Raw genomic sequence first — 16,947 nt, 5'->3', positions numbered from 1 at the left:
AGAGGGTGGGGCATCGGTTCATGATTTTTGCAGTTTTATGGCATCTTGTACGTGGCGCCGCTAACGCTTGTCGGCTTGGAGCCATAGCGGGATCGGCACTCTTGGGGCTGGCGACTGTTGCTGCGGCCCAGGTGCCCGGCGCACCCATGCAATTCATGCTCGTTCATGCCGATCCCAGCTCCGGCAACTGTCGGCCCGAGGGCTGCGTGGACTGGATCGCGGCGGAAGGCATGATCGATGCGAGATCTCCTGGCGATCTGCGCAAGCTCCTCACTAGCATCGGTGACCGGAAACTGCCCATAATCGTCAATTCGCCCGGCGGAAATGTAGCGGCTGCGATGGAAATGGGTGAGATCATCCGGAAGCGCGGCCTGTCCGTCGCTGTGGGCGGCACGAGGCTCCAGTCCTGTCCAAGCGGCCAGCCGCTCTGTGGCGATGGCTGGCGGGCCGGCGCGAAGGGCGTGGTTTATTCCGCCGGCGCCGAATGTCTTTCGGCCTGCCCTTTCGTACTGGCAGCCGGGGTTAGACGCGTCACCAGTCCCTTCAGCATCGTGGGTGTCCATCAGGTCAGGACAACCTTTGATCAGGAGCGGATAATCTATCGGGAGAAATATCAGGTCGTTAACGGCAAGAAGCACATCATCAGTCGCCAGGAGGTCAGTCGCAAATTTGTCGGACTGTACGATAGCACGAAGCTGTCGAAATCGCTGCGATCGAAGATTCTCGCCTATTTCAAGGAAATGGGCGTCGATCGGTCGATCCTCGATATGGCGATGAGTGCCGCGCCAAGTTCGATACGGCTCATTACGCCGGATGAAGCAATGAAAATCGGCCTACTGACCGATAAGGTTTCCGCCGACGACTTAGTCAAGGCCGGCGCTTGCGCAGTCGGTCAGCCATTTTCGGCCTGCGTCGCGCCCATATCCACGGATTCAACGGCTCTTCTTGCCAATCCACCCTTTGCGGATTGGCAACTTAGCCCCGTGCAGGATTACCTTCCATCCTTTGCGACACCGAACAGCCAGACACAACAAAGTAGCGGCTGCGTCCGCGAGCCAAAGGACTATACGCCACGTTCAGCCTCAAGATCGGCGATTTCGTCGGAGATTTCCGTGATGCGTTGCCGGAGCTCCGCCTCGGTGCCGTCATCAACCTCTCCCTCGCCGAAACAATAGCGTGCTATATGCAGCTCGAGCTTGGACTCCAGCTCCGAGCGCCTGGCGTATAAATGGGCAAGATATGTGTTACGCATTGCGAACCACGCATTCCGAGAAATATGTCTCTGAATACTAAAATAGGTACGCTGCGAAGGGTTTCGATAGGGAGCGCCGCGACCTTTTGGCCCGCCGCGGCGATTTGAGAATGAACCGCCGGCGCTTATTTGCGCACGGGGATCATCCGGACAAGCACGCGATCCCGAAGCACGTAATGGTGCCCAAGGGCGGCGGCGGCGTGAATTCCCACAACGGCGATGATTGCCCAGGCGGTGTAGTCATGCAGTTCACCCATCACATGCCGTGTCGGCTGATCGAGGACGATCAAGGGCGGCACCGAGAACAGGCCGAAGAAGCTCGGTTCGTTGCCCGAGGCCCAGATCATCAGGAAGCCATAGGACACCTGCGAAATCATCAGTGCATAGAGCGCAAGGTGGGCAAGCGTCGCTACCGCATGCTGAAGCCCGGAGACCGCCGGCGCCGTGCGCCGGTGGGTCGCGATGCGCCAGACGATGCGCAGGATGAGGACGGCCGCAAGCAGAATGCCGAGCGAGATATGCACGAAGATCAGATCCCCGCGAAGCGGCGTCCCACGGGCAACGAAGCTTCGCGCCTCGGCCAATGTGAACATGGTCAGCACCAGAAGAGCCGTCAGCCAGTGGAACGTGATGGTGACATGGTCGTAGCGGGCTGCCCGCCCATCCGCGGCAGCCATATTGAAATTACTCATAATTTACGATCTCCTTGGGAGGAACAAGCAGCAAACACGTGAGGTTTCCTTTTTATTCGGCTGCCTTAAGAAGACAGGCGGCTTGCAACGGCGCCCCGCCGATGCCTCTCTTGCAAAGCTTCCGCCCGATCGTCACATTGATCTGACTTGCGCCTGAATTGACGTCTCCTAACAAAGATTTGCGCTGACACGCCGCTTGGGTTTGGGCTAATTCAGGTCGATTGTTCGAGGTGGATTGTGTTGAGCGAAAAAATTGCCGTCATTGGCCTGGGTTACGTCGGATTGCCTGTTGCGATCGCGCTCGCCGGAAAATTTTCCGATGTGGTCGGCTTCGATATCAAGCCATCCCGCATCGCCGCCCTGAAAGCCGGGGAAGACGACACGCGCGAGGTGTCGCCGGCCCGCCTGAAGGAAAGTGGCCTCCGCATCAGCAGCGACATTCATGACCTGCAGGACCGTGACATCTTCATCGTCGCCGTTCCGACGCCGATCGACCGCAATCGGCAGCCGGATCTGCGGCCGATGATTGCCGCCTCGCGTACCGTCGGCCTGGCTTTGAAGAAGGGCGGCATCGTCGTCTATGAATCGACGGTCTATCCCGGCGTGACGGAAGAGGTCTGCGGCCCCGTGCTTGCCGAGGTCTCGGGCCTGCGCCAGGGCGAGGATTTTCACGTCGGCTATTCACCGGAGCGGATCAACCCCGGCGACAAGGAGCACACGTTCGAACGCATCGTGAAGGTGGTCGCCGGCGACAATGAGGAAACGCTGGAAAGGATCGCCGCCGTCTATGGCGCCGTGGTCGAGGCCGGCATTCACCGCGCGCCTAGCATCAAGGTGGCGGAGGCCGCCAAGGTGATCGAAAACACCCAGCGCGACCTCAACATCGCCTTGATGAACGAGCTGTCGATCATCTTCGAGAAGATGGATATCCGCACCGCCGACGTGCTGAAGGCGGCCAGGACCAAATGGAATTTCCTGCCCTTCACGCCCGGCCTGGTCGGCGGCCACTGCATCGGTGTCGATCCCTATTACCTCACCGCCAAGGCCGAGGAACTCGGCTATCATCCTGAAGTCATCCTCTCCGGCCGCCGTATCAATGACGGCATGGGCGCCTTCATCGCCCAGAAACTCATCAAGATGCTGGTAGCGGCGCAAAAGCCGATCAATGGTGCCCGGATCGGCATCTTCGGGCTGACCTTCAAGGAAAACGTGCCTGATCTGCGCAACAGCCGCGTGCCCGACATCATCCGCGAACTACACCAATTCGGCCTTGAGCCGCTGGTGCACGACCCCATGGCCAGCCATCACGAGGCGGAAGAGGAATATGGTGTGCGGCTGGCGGCGCTCGATGATTTCGGCAAGCTCGACGCCCTCGTGCTTGCCGTGCCGCACAAATCCTACCTGAGCGACGGTGCGGCGCAGATCCTGAATCTGTTGGGCGAGAACGGCGTGGTCGTCGACGTGAAGGCTGCCCTTGAGCAGAACAACCCTCTACTCAACGGCCACGCCGTCTGGAGCCTGTGAACGACAGTCAGTGATCCCTCTCGGCTGCGGCGACTGTCTGCCGCAGGCCGTCATCGACCGAATAGGGCGGCGACCATCCGGTAATTGCGATCGTTTCACCGATATCGACCTGCAACGAACCGAGAAGGCGTTGCGCCGCCGCACGGCGCCCGAGCAGCGCCGCAAGCCCTTCCAACAGGCGCGGCGGTACGGGCAGCAGGAAAGCTCTGCGCCCCATTGCCGAGGAGAGTTTGCCTATCAGCTCGCCGATGGAAAGATCCGCGCCATCGCTAATCAGGAACACTCGATTTCCCACATCGGCATGGCTGATGCAAAGCAGGATGAAATCGACGAGATTGCCGACGAACACTAGGGATCTCCGGTTTGCGACCAGGCCGAAAGGCCAAGGCAACGGCCGCTTAGCCCATTTCATCAAGCTCGCGAAATTCGCCTTCACCCCAGGGCCATAGACGAGTGGCGGGCGGATGATGACGACATCCATGTTCGTCTCCTTGCCGATAGCAAGGAGCGCCTCCTCCGCCTCCCGCTTCGACTGCCCGTAGGGGTCTTCCGGATGCGGCGTATCGGACGCGGTAAACGGCTTGCCGGGCGCGGTCGCCTCACCATTGACCTTGATCGAACTCAAGAAGATGAAGCGCTTTACGCCGGCCTGCGCCGCCTGCCGCGCCAAGTTGACCGTGGCGTCGACATTGACAGCGCGAAAGGCCGCAAGCGGGTCGGCCGCGGTGTCGTTCATGACATGGACCCGCGCCGCCAGATGCACGACCGTTTCGACGTCGACGAGCGCATTGGTCCAATCCGTCCCGCCATCGATCGTTCCCAGCGCCAGAAATCCCGGCCTCGGGGTACGGCTGACCGGTCGATAGGCCATCTGTCGCCGCGAAAGCTCGGCGCAAAGCGCCTGCCCGACAAAACCCGTCGCGCCCGTCACCAGGATCATGCCTCTGCTACCCCTCGTTCTGCCCGGTTTTCACTCCCGCCATGCTTTGCACATTCCCTTTGCAGGGAACAAGCCCGGCAAAATTCGTGATGAGGGCGATTGTGAACAAGTCCGTGATATGAGATGCACTCCGCAGAAAGCCCTTATCGGCGCAATTGAGACACGAGCACCGGCAGAACCAACGGAAACGATGCCCTATACCATTGCCAAGCGCCTTTTCGATTTCCTGGCCGCCCTCGGCGCAGCCGTGGTCCTTTCCATCCCGATCCTGATCGTCGCCATCGCCGTCCGGCTGACCTCCCGCGGCCCCGTACTCTACTGGTCGGACCGTGTCGGCCGTGAAAACAGGATTTTTCGCATGCCGAAATTTCGCAGCATGCGGACCGACACCCCGGCGGTTGCCACCCATCTGCTGAAGGACGCCAACGCCTATCTGACGCCGATCGGTTCCTTCCTGCGCAAATCCAGCCTGGATGAACTGCCGCAGCTCTGGTGCATCCTGAAGGGCGAGATGAGCATCGTCGGCCCTCGCCCGGCCCTCTTCAACCAGCATGACCTGATTGCGCTGCGTACCGAGCGCGGCGTCGACGCCCTACCGCCGGGCCTAACCGGCTGGGCGCAGGTCAACGGCCGCGACGAACTGCCGATCCCGCAGAAAGTGGCTTTGGACGAAGACTATCTGCGCCGGCGCTCGTTTCTTTTCGATCTGAAGATCATCGTCCTGACGGTGCTGAAAGTTCTGCGCAGTGATGGAGTGACGCATTAACGGGACGGCGATATCAAAGGTTTTGATATCATAAACAGAGCACGCAAAATGCCGGTCACCAAAATGCCGTATTCCTGCCCGCTTGCGACCTTACTGGCAACGGACACCGGCTGCTGGCTGAAATAGGAACAAAGGCGGACGCACTATTGGCACAGTTGCAGACGAATAAACCACCCGTCGATCTCGCGTCCGGAAACAATGCCGGCGAACTGGTGCCCGTCGTCCTGCCGCAGCGCCTGATCATCCTGGGCAGCTTGCTGTGGCTGGTGATCATTTCGCCGCTATTCATCGAAAGCGCCGCCTATCGGTATGTCGCTCCGTTCCTCGCGCTCATCGCCCTCCACTACTACCGGAAGGCGCTGGTGCGCCCAAGCACCAACTGGCTTGGTTGGCTGTGCATGGGTTGGGGCGCCTACGTGCTCATCCGCTTTGTCGCCATCTTCCTCATGACCCCTGAGCATTCGATCGGCGCGTCCGACTGGCTCTATGCCTATCCGTTCTTTTTTCCGATCCTTGGCGTCGCCTTCTTGCTCTACGAACCGGTGCTGGAAAAAATCATCGCCGCAGTTTTTGCCGTCGTGCTGATCATGTTGATCGCGACGCAGCACTTCCGCGACGTCTTTGCCGGCGAAACGGTGCGCCCGCTGATCATGAACAATCAGATTCACGGCGCGGTCGCCTGCGGCCTGATCCTGATCCTCACCGCTTTCTGGCTGCTGCATTATCTGACGGACAAATCCAGCAGTCGTTTGATCGCCCGCTTCGCCTACATCGTCTCGCCGTTGATTGCCATTCTCTGTCTGATCGCCATCTACGGCGCCAAGTCGAAGGGCGTCTGGCTGGCGCTTGCCGCCACACTGCCGGTGCTGGGATTGGTGACCTTGACCTATCTACGCTTGAAAACCGGCCTTATCGTCGTCGCCTGCACCGCGGTGCTTCTGCTGGCCGGCGCCTATGCGGTGCGGCACAATATCGAAAAGACCGCCGGCCCGACGGTGTCTTCCACCATCGAGATGATCGACAACATCACCAAGAGCCAAAATCTCGGTGACGCCGTGTCGAGCACGATCACCTCCGATACCACGCCCTTTGCCATGGACGCACGGCTGCAGCTCTGGTCGAACGGCTGGGAACTGTTCTCCTCCGCGCCAATCTTCGGCTGGGGCGGCCAATGGGTGGAACGCTGGAAGCACACGCGCTATGCCAACGTCCAATACACGCTGCTGCACAACGGCTATCTCGAGATGCTGGTGCGGCACGGCTTGTTCGGCGGCCTTGTCATGACGGTCATTCTCACTGGGCTCATCGTCAATGTCTGGCGTGCCCGTAAGGCGGGCCTCATACCGCGCACCGCCTGGCATGCCTATGCCGTCAGCCTATTCTTCTTTTCATTGACGCTGCTCAGCAACTCCAACAACCGCCTCGCGATCGGCGAAAGCTTTGCGTTGACCAGCTCCGCCTTCGCCTGTTGGTGCAGCATCCGCTTGAGCGGGGGACGCCTGCTGATACCGGCGAAAAAACAACAGGCAGAGGCTGTCAGCGCTTGATCATGAGCGGGTCGGCGCGGCAACCCTCGGTCGCCGAGCCCCTTCAGCGCTTTCTTTCCATTGAGCCGGAAGACGTTTGACCGTGCAGTCTTTTGTAGAGCGCTGCATAGGCATTCCCCATCCGCTCTGCGGTAAAGCATTCTTCATATCGCAGGCGAGCCCCTGCGCCCAGGGACGCCGCCGCTTCAGCATCGTTCACAAGACGCTTCATCGCCTCCGCAAGCGCCGGCGGATCGTCGGGGCGCACGACATAGCCCGTTTTGCCGTTTTGGTTGACGAAACTGGTGCCCGTGCCGATTTCACAGGAAATCATCGGCTTGCCGAACATCGCGGCTTCGACGAGCGAAAGGCCGAATGCTTCCGAGCGGAGGTTGGAAGGGAATGCGACCCCGGTGCATAGTTCGAGAAGAGCGGTCTTATCGGCATCCGGCAGCGCACCCAAAAAGAAGACGTTTTTGAGATTGTTCTGCTGCGCATAGGCCTTCAAGGACGCCTCCATCGGACCTTCGCCGACGATGACGATATCGCTGGCTGTCTGTCGCGCCGCCTCAAGAAGGATGTGAACGCCCTTGTAGTAGCGTAGCACGCCGACGAAGAGGAAAAACGGCTTGGGAAACCGCGTGCGCCAACGCGCTTTATCCTCTTCACTCGCCTTGGGATAATCCGCCTCATCCAGACCGAGCGGGATGACGGCGGTCTTATCCTTGTAGCGCTGTAGGACTTCGCTCGTCGCCAGATAATTCGGGGATGTCGCAACGATACTGTCAACGCTCGCGAGAAAGCGATGCATGACAGGCCCATAGAGTTTCAGCAGGAACTTCTGCTTCACGATGTCGGAATGGTAGGTTACGACCGTCGGCTTGCCGGGCGGGATGGCAAGATGGACGATGTCCATCATCGGCCATGGAAAATGATAGTGGACAATGTCGGCCTTCCGGCTCAACGCCCGAAAACGCCCGAATGCCTCGCGCGAAAAGCCGGTGGAGGCAAATTCAAGATCAAGCTTCGCCTTGTGAGCCATATGGCCGTCGAATTCGACGGTGTTTTTCTCCGGCGTCTTGCTGAGCGAGAGGACATCGGACTGTATATCGTGTCTTACGACGCCCTTGACGATCGCATGGATTGTCCGCTCGACCCCGCCGAACGTATCCGGCCAATATGTTTTGAAAAAATGTAGAACGCGCATGTCCCTCCTGTAGCGAGAGAAGCTGCGCAGGTCCATAACCGCTATCGCTCGAAGATCCGGATGTCAGATCAATCACAACCCGCCATCTTCGGCAGCCCCGCGAAGCGCCCGGAGAATGCGGGATCAATCGAATATTTCGGCATCCACCAGCAGCGGTTGCCGCTGATCCTTACCGGAAAGCGTCAGATCGTCGATGGCGGTTTTCCAATCGATCGCAAGCTCCGGATCGTCCCAGCGAATGCCGCGATCGCTCTCCGGAGCATAATAATCAGTGGTCTTGTAAAGGAATTCGACGTGGTCGCTCAAGGTCAGGAACCCGTGCGCAAACCCTTCCGGAATCCAAAGCTGGCGCTTGTTCTCCTCCGACAGAAGCACACCGACCCACTGGCCGAAGGTCGGGGAAGACCGTCTGATGTCGACGGCGACATCGTACACCTCTCCGATGACGACCCGGACGAGCTTGGCCTGAGCGCGTGGCGGCAACTGATAATGCAGGCCGCGCAGGACGCCTTTCCCGGACCGGCTGTGATTGTCCTGCACGAATGTCGGGCTTAGTCCGGTCGCTGCTTCGAATTTAACCTGGCTGAAGCTCTCAAAGAAAAAACCGCGATCGTCGGCAAACACCGTGGGTTCGATGATCTTGACGTCCGGTATGGCGGTATCGATGGCTTTCATCTGTCTTTCCTGCTTCGCTCAGCCCGCATTGGCGCGGCCGGCAGCGCGCGGCATCACCAAGCGCGTTGTTAAAATACCCGTTCCCGCAGCATCCCGAGAAGATACTGCCCATAAGCATTTTTCTTCAGCGGATCGGCCAGGGCCTCGACCTGGGAAGCGTCGATCCAGCGGCTCCGATAGGCGATTTCCTCGGGGCAGGCGACCTTCAGGCCCTGCCGGCTTTCGATGGTGGCGATGTAATGGCTCGCCTCCAGCATCGATTCATGCGTGCCGGTGTCGAGCCAGGCATAGCCACGGCCCATCGTCTGGACGTCGAGCTGCCCTGCCCTGAGGTAATGCGCGTTGACATCGGTTATTTCCAATTCGCCGCGCGGCGAGGGACGTATGGACTTCGCCACATTGACGACATCGGCGTCGTAGAAATAGAGCCCGGTGACGGCATAGTGGCTCTTGGGGACTTTCGGCTTTTCTTCGAGGCTGATCGCACGCCCCTGCGAATCGAACTCGACCACGCCGTAACGCTGCGGATCCTGCACGTGGTAGGCAAAAACAGTGGCGCCGCCCTGCTTCTCGTTTGCTTGATGAAGAAGCTTGGTGAAATCGTGCCCGTAGAAGATGTTGTCTCCCAGCACCAGGGCGGACGGAGCACCATCGAGAAACGACGCGCCGATGAGAAACGCCTGGGCAAGACCATCCGGGCTCGGCTGAACCGCATAGTCGAGCTTGATGCCCCACTGGCTTCCGTCTCTCAGCAACTGTTCGAAACGAGGCGTATCCTGTGGGGTCGAAATGATCAGGATTTCGCGAATGCCGGCCAACATCAAAGTCGTCAGCGGATAGTAGATCATCGGCTTGTCGTAGATCGGCAGGAGCTGCTTGCTGACGGCAAGGGTGGCGGGGTACAGGCGAGTCCCGGATCCGCCGGCGAGTATGATGCCTTTACGTGCTTTATTCATTGGAAAAACGTCTCGTATCGAATTCGTCTTACAGCTAATCAACTATTTGATTATAAATTATAATTATGGAAATTTGCGCCTTCAATTGATGGCCCGTGCAAGCCTTTCAATCACGTCATTCACGCCTTCCTGCCACGCTGGAAGACGCAAGTCGAAACAATCCGTCAATTTCGCGCAGTCCAGTCTGGAATTTTGTGGCCGCTTCGCCGGCGTCGGATATTCGGCGGTCGAAATCGGCTTGAGAGCATCGAGCGTCAGAGCAAGATTGACGTTTTTCGCCGAAGCTTCGCGGACGATATGCGTGGCATAGCCATGCCATGACGTATTGCCCCCGGCGCTCAGGTGATAGGTGCCTGACACATCAGGCGCATTCGAACCACTGACGACCTCGATGATCCGGCGCGTGACATCTGCAATCAGCGTCGCCGAAGTCGGTGCACCGACTTGGTCGGCAACGACATTCAGAGCGCTGCGCTCCTGCGCCAGCCGCAGGATGGTCTTGAGGAAGTTGTTGCCGTGATGCCCGTAAACCCAGCTTGTCCGCAGGATGACATGATTTGCGCCGGCGGAGCGCACCGCCTCTTCGCCCAGCCACTTGCTTTCACCATAGACCGACTGCGGATTGACCGGGTCGCTCTCCGCATAGGGATCGGCTTTCATCCCGTCGAAGACGTAGTCCGTCGAATAGTGCAGGAGATAGGCGCCGTTATCGGCAGCCCAGCGCGCCAGCACGCCGGGCGCTGCGGCATTGACCGCCATCGCCTGCTCCCTTTCGCTCTCGGCGCGATCGACGGCCGTATAGGCGGCGGGATTGACGATGATAGCCGGCTTATATTTCTTGAGCACGGAGAGGATGCTCGCTTCATCGGCCAAATCCATCTCGGCACGCGTCGCGGCAATTATTTGGCCCAACGACGCCAGAGAACGCTGCAATTCGAAGCCGACCTGACCATTGGCGCCGGTGATCAGAAGCGCGCTCACGCCTGAACCTCATACTGCTTGCCGACCCATTCGCGGTAAGCGCCGCTGGTGACGTTCCCCACCCAATCCTGATTAGCGAGATACCATTCGATCGTCTTGCGAATGCCGGTCTCGAAGGTCTCTTCGGGCTTCCAGCCCAATTCGCGTTCGAGCTTGCGGGCATCGATCGCATAGCGGCGATCGTGACCGGGCCTGTCCTTCACGAAGGCAATCTGGTCCTTGTAACGACCGCCGCCAGACTTGGGCCGCAACTCGTCGAGAATGCTGCAGATCGTATGCACGACGTCGAGATTGGGCTTCTCGTTCCAGCCGCCGACATTATAGGTCTCCCCGACCTTGCCGTATTGAAGCACCCGGCGAATAGCGCTGCAGTGATCCCTGACATAGAGCCAATCGCGAATCTGCTGGCCATCGCCATAGATCGGAAGGCTCTTGCCCGCCAAGGCATTCAAGATCACCAGGGGGATCAGCTTCTCAGGAAAATGATAGGGGCCGTAATTATTGCTGCAATTCGTCGTCAATACCGGCAGGCCATAAGTATGATGCCAGGCCCGCACCAGATGGTCGGACGCCGCCTTACTCGCGGAATAGGGGCTGTTCGGTTCGTATCGATTGAGCTCGTTGAACGGCGCATCGTCCTTTGAAAGCGTGCCATAGACCTCGTCGGTCGAGACATGAAGGAAGCGAAACGCCTGCTTCTTTTCGCCCGGCAAGCCGTCCCAATAGCCGCGGACCGCTTCGAGCAGATTGAATGTGCCGACGACATTCGTCTGGATGAACTCGCCAGGTCCATGAATGGAGCGGTCGACATGGCTTTCGGCGGCAAAGTTGATGACGGCGCGCGGCCTATGGGTGGCGAGGAGGTCACCGACCAAATCGCGGTCACCAATATCGCCGTGAACGAACACATGGCGATCGTCGCCGCTCAATTCTTTGAGCGTGCCCAAATTGCCGGCATAGGTCAGCTTGTCGAGATTGATCACCGTTTCATCGAACTGATCGAGCCAATCGAGAACGAAATTCCCGCCGATGAACCCGGCGCCACCAGAAACCAGTATCGTCATTTCGCTTTTAGTCTCATCTAAACTTTAAATACAACTTCTAATATGCATCGCGGTCGCCAGACCTATAATGCCAGGAAATACTGTCGATGAATGCCCGACTTGTACAACGTCCACAAACGTTTTGGAAAGCTGTCACTGCGAATTCGCTCACAGATTGTCCCAGCCTGTTGCGATTTCGCTCGGGAAAAGATGTGCACTCGGGAGCAATACACCGAGAATCCGCCGATCAAGAAATGATATCGATTGGCGTCATCCCGTTCGCGGCGGCTACCGGACGTGAGCATGGGAGAGCAGGCGGAGCTTCGTAAGGTAGAATCCGAGTGACAGGCCGTAAGCGGCTAAGCTGGCACAAATTGTCAGCACGGCAGACAATCTAATTACCTGAAGGTCTTAAAATACTGACCAGTAATTTCAAACCAAAGTCTACGGGATGGTTTAAGGAGCTTAAACTCCCATTCGGTCTGGATGAGCGATAAAGCCTGCTCCAATCGCTTGGCCGCCATCACTTCATTGCATCCCAAATGCAATAGATTGAGCTTTGCAAAACGAGGATTGTTTCCGTAGCGATTTGCGATGCGCCTCATATCAAGATCAATAGCGACCAATATCGCATCATTTTGCATCGCGGTTTCACATACCAGCAGATCAGTGGCTTTGTCGGGCAAGACTTCGTGATAATAAATTACCTCGTGAGTGCCGGACTGAAGCGCTTTGCCAACCGAAACCGGGACGCCCGCATCTAAGAGAAACTTCATGGATGGAGCGCCAGGTTTCACGCAGCATTTTTATGATTGATGGCAGCGATGACGTCCGCCTCAGTTAGTGTGGGATATTCAGCTCTAATTTGTTCAACTGTGTATCCCTCATCCGCAAAAGCCTTGACTGAGCTAACAGGTATTCTCGTTCCGGCTATAACGGGTTTGCTATTTGCAACCCCTTTTTTGCGCTCAATCTGCCCAATCAAAGCCTCATCTCTTTTCCGCATTGCATCTACGGCTCTCCGCATGTCGCCTGTCACGACCTCCAGCGGAATTTGAAGAATTCCCTGGCCGGATACGATTTCTTCCTTAGCTCTCGTCTCTGGGTTTTCGAATGCAACACGCTTGTTCAGCACGAAAAGGATTGTCTTCGACCACATATCGTCGCCGAGATGTGCGAGTTTATCCTTCACTTGCCTCAGATGCTGCAGAGAGACGTTGAGTTCGTTGCGTAGTGAATTCAGAATCTTGAGCGAAACAAGGTCGCGAAATGAATACAACCGGCTTAGTGGTTGGCTCCGATCCTCATATGCCAAACTGGGTACAAAGAAGCCCGTCCGGTCCCAGTTGCGCAACTGACGCACACTGACACCGGTCAGCCGTTCCACCTGTTCTTCGGTGAATGCAGCGATGATGTTCTTTGTTAGTTCTTCGTTCATAGGCTTGACATTATCATTTCGATTGAGTCCGGACTATTAACAAAAACGACCCTCCAACACATTTTGTTGCGAGGTTATCTTCTTAGTACTGACTTGGACGAGGCGTATCAAAATCGGCGAGAATGTCGACGGCCATGGCGTGAGCGCTTGCGCCAGGGCTTTATAAAATATGTCGGGGATGCCTCCAAATTCACGAGCGCTGTGTCTCGCTCCATGTTGCATGGATTTGCCGTGATCTCTGGGAAAGGCCTGAAAATCAAAGGAAACAGCGCGCAACACAATATGAAATCAAAAATCGCTAGACCTTCAGATACCTAAGCGACTGATTTTATTAGTGAAAGTGATTGGCTGGGAAACCTGGATTCGAACCAAGATTAACGGAGTCAGAGTCCGCTGTTCTACCATTGAACTATTTCCCAACAGCCGCCGGACGATGGACGCCCCCGCGGGGAAAGCAGCGCCTCTATAATGGAATTCGCCGCGGATGCAAACACTTTAACGCCAGCGAATGCGATTTTTTGGGCAAGAGACAAGATAGTCCCTGAATAGCGGCGTTTCCAGCCATTATCTAAACAGCGGCTGGCCACCGACAACAGCAGCTACATCACCAGCGCAGCATGCGCTTGCCAGCGAAATATCCAACCGCCGTCACCGCAGCAACGGCGATCGGATACCAGAGCAAAACAAAGAGCGGGCTGTCGTCCGTGCAATTGGAAGCATAGAAGGTGGCGGCGATGCCGCTTGCTGCGAGCCCGGCGACCGCGCCGGCGAGACCCGGCTTTTCCGGCGCGCCTTGGCGCAGTGCGAAAAGGAAGCAGGCAAGCGGGCCGATCGACAGTAGCGGAATGAAGGTCAGGCAAAAGCGGGCATTGTGCCCGATCATCCGCGCGCCCCAGCTATCGGCCGGCATGACCATCATTTCGGCCAGCGCGGCAGCAGCCAACAATAGCGGGGCGACAAAAAGCATCCAGCCCCAGGGGCGCAACGATACGCCGGGCCGGCCGATGCGGAAGACGACGGCACCGGCGGTGACGGCCAGCGCAATGGTGACGACGAATTTGAACAGGAAGCGGATCGTTTCCATGGCATTGCCGATATCGGGACGAAACCCGATCGCAGCGAAAAAGATCGCGCCGCTGATGAGGATGCCACCGACGACCGCCAGCGTCAGCGCCTGCCCGATCCGCGCGCGGACCGGCGCATCCTGCGCCAGAAGATTGATGAGGTCATCGGTTTTCACTGGTCTCGCTCCGATATAAGGCGGCAAGCGCCTTCAATGCGCGATGCAGGGCGACGCGCACCGCACCCTCCGTCATCTTCAGCCGATCGGCCGTCTCGCGCACGCTTGTTCCCTCGACGGAAATCGAGCGTACGATGGTTCGCTGCGGATCCTTCAGTTGCTCCAACATATGATCGACATCGAGCCGGTCCAAGGCATCCGTCTGCTCTTCCGCCTCCAAAATATCGATGACATCATCGATCGGCACACTCATATGCCGCCCGCGCCGCCTCAAGCTGTCGATCAGCTTGTTGCGCACGATGGTCGATAGCCACGGCCCGATGGGACGGGAGATGTCCCACGTTCCGCGTTTGAGATGGATCGTCAGTAGCACTTCCTGGACCACGTCCTCGGCCTCGCTTGCCGGCGCGCCGAACTGATCGCAACGTCGGCGCGCCATGGCGCGCAAATGCGGAGTGACAGTGGACAGGAAGCGATGATAGGCCTGCGCATCGCCGTCGATGGCTGCCCGCATCCAGACTGCCCATTCCTCTTCGCGCGCCGAATAATTCATTCGACATCTCCTTCTACGCGCGACCCCACGATTTCGTTACCGGCAATGGTCATTCTTTTGCAAAACCTTGCCTAAAACGGATTTCAGCCAGTGATTCGACCGTTATGAGACATGAAAGAGTGCAGCTTGGAAAGGCCGCTATCTGACGATCAGTCTAATAATACCCCCTCGGCCATGGTATCTTCCCTGCTTACAGAACCAAAGCTCATCCCTGCTCCCGTATACATGCAAGGAATCGAGTAATAGACTGCTCTCGCAGGAATTTGGACAGCAATCAAAAATCACCGCTAACGCTGTAATATACGCCGAGCGTTTCTATCGACGTCAGTGCAATGCAACGACGCTTTGTACGCTTGAGGGAGCCAGGATGATGAAAGACAGCGTCGTCACGGTGGCCATTGCCGGCATGCTGGCCTCCGCGGTCGCATCCCTTGTCGCCGCTCCCGCTACAGCAGCCGACAGCAAGGCCAAGGAAAAGTGCTACGGCGTTGCGCTCAAGGGTCAGAACGATTGCGCCACCGGCGCGGGCACCACCTGTGCCGGCACCTCGACAATCGACTACCAGCAGAATGCCTGGAAACTGGTTCCTGCCGGAACCTGCGAAACGATCCAGACGCCGAACGGCCATGGCACCTTGGCAGAGGGACCGGCGCCTATCTGAAAAAACCGCCCGAATGAACAGCGTCCGGGCAGAGCCCATGGACCATCATCTACCGCAAGACCGGCTCCCCATGGAATCGGCGGCGAGACGGTTTCGAAACGCCGAAGCCGACTTCCATCATCAGCCGCGGCTTTTGCGTCGGCATGGTGCCCATGTGGAAACCGAAGGGATCTTCGACGAAGCCGAAACCGGCCTTGCCGGTCAGCGTGACGGCGCTTTCCTCTCCGTAAAATCGAAGCACCTCCTCCGCCGGATGGCCGACGAGGAGCGTCAATTGATGCTTCATCCGCCGCCGTCTGTGGCTGCCCTTGACGAAGACATGCGGGCCGGTGCCTTCATCCACATCGACCAGATTGAAGAAGAACTTCAGCATTCGCCAGTCATCGAGGTCGAAATGATATTTGAACGAGGCACGGCTTAACTCGGACTCGGAGGCCGATTTTGTCGGAAAGCTCCACCAGATGCGGGTGGTTATCACCTGGGCCTGCCCGCCGAGATAGTGTCGGGCGACGTCCCCGAGCAGCGGATCGCGCTGAACCGCCAGCACCGCGTCGCAATCGAGCGAACGCTCGAAAAAATGCCCGCTGAGGAGCGAGCGCCCGAATCGCGCCTCCGCATCCGCATGTTCGGGCGCCACGAATTCCAGCTTCCTGTCGAAATTGCCGAAGCAGCCGGTGCTCCCGGCAAACTCGGCAATTTCCCGATGAATATTGTCGGGTAGTATCAGGCCGGGAAAAAGCCCGTCGGTTCGCAGCGCATTGACGACAGCATCGCACTCGACCCCCGTGAACATCGATGTGCCGGCCCCTGGACGCGCCACCGGCCGCCTGGTCGCGAACCAATGCATGCGCCGAAACGGCATCGTTCTGGCCAGCAGAAACATCGGCAACCAAGCCGGATTTTCCCGCACATCCGTCAAATAGGTGGGTATGCGAACAGCCATTCGCTTGAGACGACCGCCCTGCCGGGCGATGGACTCCAAGTCATCTGCCGGGGGATTGTGCATAAGTATCCTTTCCGCACGCGCATAAATCCATGCAACAGGCCGAGGCCTATTGAGAAATTCGTTGGAAGTTGGCCACTGTAAGGCGTTGCAAGACGCCTGCTGCACTGCGGCAAATAGAAACCCACTCACCATGGTCAAGGGGCTCAAAACGCACATTTCTGCTTGTTTGACGAAAATTTACGAGGCAATCGCCTTACGATTTTACAAGCGATTTCAACGACTCACGGATCAGTTGTTAAATGTTGCTAATATATTTCTGGCGATGGGCGAATGGAGCATCATTCGCTCCGCCAACGCACCTGCAGCATAAATTTATTTGCCATTGCTTAGGATAAGATCGCTAGGAAGCATTTACAGAGAAGGAGTGGCCGGCCGAGACTGAGGCAGAACCGGAACAGTTTTGTCAAAGCCAATCGCGCCGCCAATCTACAGTCACAATCCTGTTCCGATCATCGGCTAGACGACCAGCAACTGCGAAAGAGGGCGA

General features: G+C 57.8%; 18 protein-coding genes and 1 tRNA gene. 4 read left to right on the top strand and 15 right to left on the bottom strand.

Annotated elements, in window-relative coordinates; genetic code table 11:
* Positions 1–35 precede the first annotated feature (35 nt).
* The 3 genes from ACXHXG_RS17275 to ACXHXG_RS17265 all read right to left on the bottom strand — a co-directional run bounded on the left by ACXHXG_RS17275 (position 36) and on the right by ACXHXG_RS17265 (position 1,944).
* Positions 36–563: a hypothetical protein gene (locus ACXHXG_RS17275; protein ID WP_158704500.1), complete on the bottom strand. Its 528-nt coding sequence runs from the start codon at positions 561–563 to the stop codon at positions 36–38.
* Between the two features lie 500 nt (positions 564–1,063).
* Positions 1,064–1,252 (bottom strand): hypothetical protein, encoded by a 189-nt coding sequence (locus tag ACXHXG_RS17270; protein ID WP_104824858.1) that lies wholly within the window; start codon positions 1,250–1,252, stop codon positions 1,064–1,066.
* Between the two features lie 125 nt (positions 1,253–1,377).
* The gene (locus ACXHXG_RS17265; protein ID WP_457900093.1) at positions 1,378–1,944 is read right to left on the bottom strand and encodes a cytochrome b; all 567 of its coding nucleotides are present in this window, start codon (positions 1,942–1,944) and stop codon (positions 1,378–1,380) included.
* Positions 1,945–2,181: 237 nt separating this feature from the next.
* On the opposite strand from ACXHXG_RS17265, the gene ACXHXG_RS17260 reads away from it, so the two are divergent.
* Positions 2,182–3,468 (top strand): nucleotide sugar dehydrogenase, encoded by a 1,287-nt coding sequence (locus ACXHXG_RS17260; RefSeq protein WP_104824860.1) that lies wholly within the window; start codon positions 2,182–2,184, stop codon positions 3,466–3,468.
* A 7-nt stretch (positions 3,469–3,475) separates the two neighbouring features.
* Here ACXHXG_RS17260 and ACXHXG_RS17255 read toward each other — a convergent pair whose 3' ends face one another.
* On the bottom strand, positions 3,476–4,408 hold the full coding sequence (locus tag ACXHXG_RS17255) for a UDP-glucose 4-epimerase family protein (RefSeq protein ID WP_104824861.1): 933 nt from the start codon (positions 4,406–4,408) through the stop codon (positions 3,476–3,478).
* 190 nt (positions 4,409–4,598) lie between these two features.
* Between ACXHXG_RS17255 and ACXHXG_RS17250 the strand changes: the two genes are divergently transcribed.
* A complete protein-coding gene (locus tag ACXHXG_RS17250; RefSeq protein WP_457900092.1) occupies positions 4,599–5,174 on the top strand; it encodes a sugar transferase in 576 nt (191 codons plus the stop codon).
* Positions 5,175–5,320: 146 nt separating this feature from the next.
* Positions 5,321–6,721, top strand: coding sequence for an O-antigen ligase family protein (locus ACXHXG_RS17245; RefSeq protein ID WP_104824863.1), 1,401 nt, complete (start codon positions 5,321–5,323; stop codon positions 6,719–6,721).
* 43 nt (positions 6,722–6,764) lie between these two features.
* Here ACXHXG_RS17245 and ACXHXG_RS17240 read toward each other — a convergent pair whose 3' ends face one another.
* The 10 genes from ACXHXG_RS17240 to ACXHXG_RS17195 all read right to left on the bottom strand — a co-directional run bounded on the left by ACXHXG_RS17240 (position 6,765) and on the right by ACXHXG_RS17195 (position 14,793).
* A complete protein-coding gene (locus tag ACXHXG_RS17240; protein ID WP_457900091.1) occupies positions 6,765–7,907 on the bottom strand; it encodes a glycosyltransferase family 4 protein in 1,143 nt (380 codons plus the stop codon).
* Between the two features lie 123 nt (positions 7,908–8,030).
* Complete coding sequence (gene rfbC, locus ACXHXG_RS17235; RefSeq protein WP_457900090.1) at positions 8,031–8,582, bottom strand: dTDP-4-dehydrorhamnose 3,5-epimerase; 552 nt, start codon at positions 8,580–8,582, stop codon at positions 8,031–8,033.
* Between the two features lie 68 nt (positions 8,583–8,650).
* Positions 8,651–9,538 (bottom strand): glucose-1-phosphate thymidylyltransferase RfbA, encoded by an 888-nt coding sequence (gene rfbA, locus ACXHXG_RS17230; RefSeq protein WP_457900089.1) that lies wholly within the window; start codon positions 9,536–9,538, stop codon positions 8,651–8,653.
* Between the two features lie 81 nt (positions 9,539–9,619).
* A complete protein-coding gene (gene rfbD, locus ACXHXG_RS17225) occupies positions 9,620–10,519 on the bottom strand; it encodes a dTDP-4-dehydrorhamnose reductase (RefSeq protein ID WP_457900088.1) in 900 nt (299 codons plus the stop codon).
* Positions 10,516–11,583 carry a dTDP-glucose 4,6-dehydratase gene (rfbB, locus tag ACXHXG_RS17220; protein ID WP_457900087.1) on the bottom strand — a complete coding sequence of 356 codons (1,068 nt, stop codon included), beginning with the start codon at positions 11,581–11,583 and terminating at the stop codon, positions 10,516–10,518. The genes rfbD and rfbB overlap by 4 nt, the downstream gene beginning before the upstream one ends.
* A gap of 377 nt (positions 11,584–11,960) precedes the next feature.
* Positions 11,961–12,338, bottom strand: coding sequence for a DUF5615 family PIN-like protein (locus ACXHXG_RS17215; protein ID WP_457900086.1), 378 nt, complete (start codon positions 12,336–12,338; stop codon positions 11,961–11,963).
* A gap of 17 nt (positions 12,339–12,355) precedes the next feature.
* Complete coding sequence (locus ACXHXG_RS17210) at positions 12,356–13,000, bottom strand: DUF433 domain-containing protein (protein ID WP_457900085.1); 645 nt, start codon at positions 12,998–13,000, stop codon at positions 12,356–12,358.
* A 345-nt stretch (positions 13,001–13,345) separates the two neighbouring features.
* A tRNA-Gln gene (locus tag ACXHXG_RS17205) sits at positions 13,346–13,419 on the bottom strand.
* 185 nt (positions 13,420–13,604) lie between these two features.
* The gene (locus tag ACXHXG_RS17200; protein WP_457900084.1) at positions 13,605–14,240 is read right to left on the bottom strand and encodes an NrsF family protein; all 636 of its coding nucleotides are present in this window, start codon (positions 14,238–14,240) and stop codon (positions 13,605–13,607) included.
* Positions 14,227–14,793: a sigma-70 family RNA polymerase sigma factor gene (locus tag ACXHXG_RS17195; protein ID WP_104824870.1), complete on the bottom strand. Its 567-nt coding sequence runs from the start codon at positions 14,791–14,793 to the stop codon at positions 14,227–14,229. The genes ACXHXG_RS17200 and ACXHXG_RS17195 overlap by 14 nt, the downstream gene beginning before the upstream one ends.
* A gap of 370 nt (positions 14,794–15,163) precedes the next feature.
* Here ACXHXG_RS17195 and ACXHXG_RS17190 point away from each other — a divergent pair, with 370 nt between their 5' ends.
* Positions 15,164–15,454, top strand: coding sequence for a BufA1 family periplasmic bufferin-type metallophore (locus tag ACXHXG_RS17190; protein WP_104825277.1), 291 nt, complete (start codon positions 15,164–15,166; stop codon positions 15,452–15,454).
* Positions 15,455–15,503: 49 nt separating this feature from the next.
* On the opposite strand, the gene ACXHXG_RS17185 is transcribed toward ACXHXG_RS17190, so the two are convergent.
* Positions 15,504–16,460 (bottom strand): phytanoyl-CoA dioxygenase family protein, encoded by a 957-nt coding sequence (locus ACXHXG_RS17185; RefSeq protein ID WP_457900083.1) that lies wholly within the window; start codon positions 16,458–16,460, stop codon positions 15,504–15,506.
* Positions 16,461–16,947 lie beyond the last annotated feature (487 nt).

The sequence above is a fragment of the Rhizobium sp. LEGMi-198b genome (assembly GCF_054114205.1).
Note: the sequence above shows the minus strand (reverse complement) of the source record. Positions and strands in the feature narration are given on the sequence as shown.

Bases quoted from the DNA above. Each gene is read 5' to 3' on its own strand.
- ACXHXG_RS17195 (WP_104824870.1), bottom strand. From the start codon at position 14,793: ATGAATTATTCGGCGCGCGAAGAGGAATGGGCAGTCTGGATGCGGGCA.
- rfbC (WP_457900090.1), bottom strand. From the start codon at position 8,582: ATGAAAGCCATCGATACCGCCATACCGGACGTCAAGATCATCGAACCC.
- ACXHXG_RS17270 (WP_104824858.1), bottom strand. From the start codon at position 1,252: ATGCGTAACACATATCTTGCCCATTTATACGCCAGGCGCTCGGAGCTG.
- ACXHXG_RS17255 (WP_104824861.1), bottom strand. From the start codon at position 4,408: ATGATCCTGGTGACGGGCGCGACGGGTTTTGTCGGGCAGGCGCTTTGC.
- ACXHXG_RS17240 (WP_457900091.1), bottom strand. From the start codon at position 7,907: ATGCGCGTTCTACATTTTTTCAAAACATATTGGCCGGATACGTTCGGC.
- rfbA (WP_457900089.1), bottom strand. From the start codon at position 9,538: ATGAATAAAGCACGTAAAGGCATCATACTCGCCGGCGGATCCGGGACT.
- ACXHXG_RS17210 (WP_457900085.1), bottom strand. From the start codon at position 13,000: ATGAACGAAGAACTAACAAAGAACATCATCGCTGCATTCACCGAAGAA.
- ACXHXG_RS17250 (WP_457900092.1), top strand. From the start codon at position 4,599: ATGCCCTATACCATTGCCAAGCGCCTTTTCGATTTCCTGGCCGCCCTC.
- rfbB (WP_457900087.1), bottom strand. From the start codon at position 11,583: ATGACGATACTGGTTTCTGGTGGCGCCGGGTTCATCGGCGGGAATTTC.
- ACXHXG_RS17190 (WP_104825277.1), top strand. From the start codon at position 15,164: ATGAAAGACAGCGTCGTCACGGTGGCCATTGCCGGCATGCTGGCCTCC.
- ACXHXG_RS17185 (WP_457900083.1), bottom strand. From the start codon at position 16,460: ATGCACAATCCCCCGGCAGATGACTTGGAGTCCATCGCCCGGCAGGGC.
- ACXHXG_RS17215 (WP_457900086.1), bottom strand. From the start codon at position 12,338: ATGAAGTTTCTCTTAGATGCGGGCGTCCCGGTTTCGGTTGGCAAAGCG.
- ACXHXG_RS17265 (WP_457900093.1), bottom strand. From the start codon at position 1,944: ATGAGTAATTTCAATATGGCTGCCGCGGATGGGCGGGCAGCCCGCTAC.
- ACXHXG_RS17275 (WP_158704500.1), bottom strand. From the start codon at position 563: ATGGACACCCACGATGCTGAAGGGACTGGTGACGCGTCTAACCCCGGC.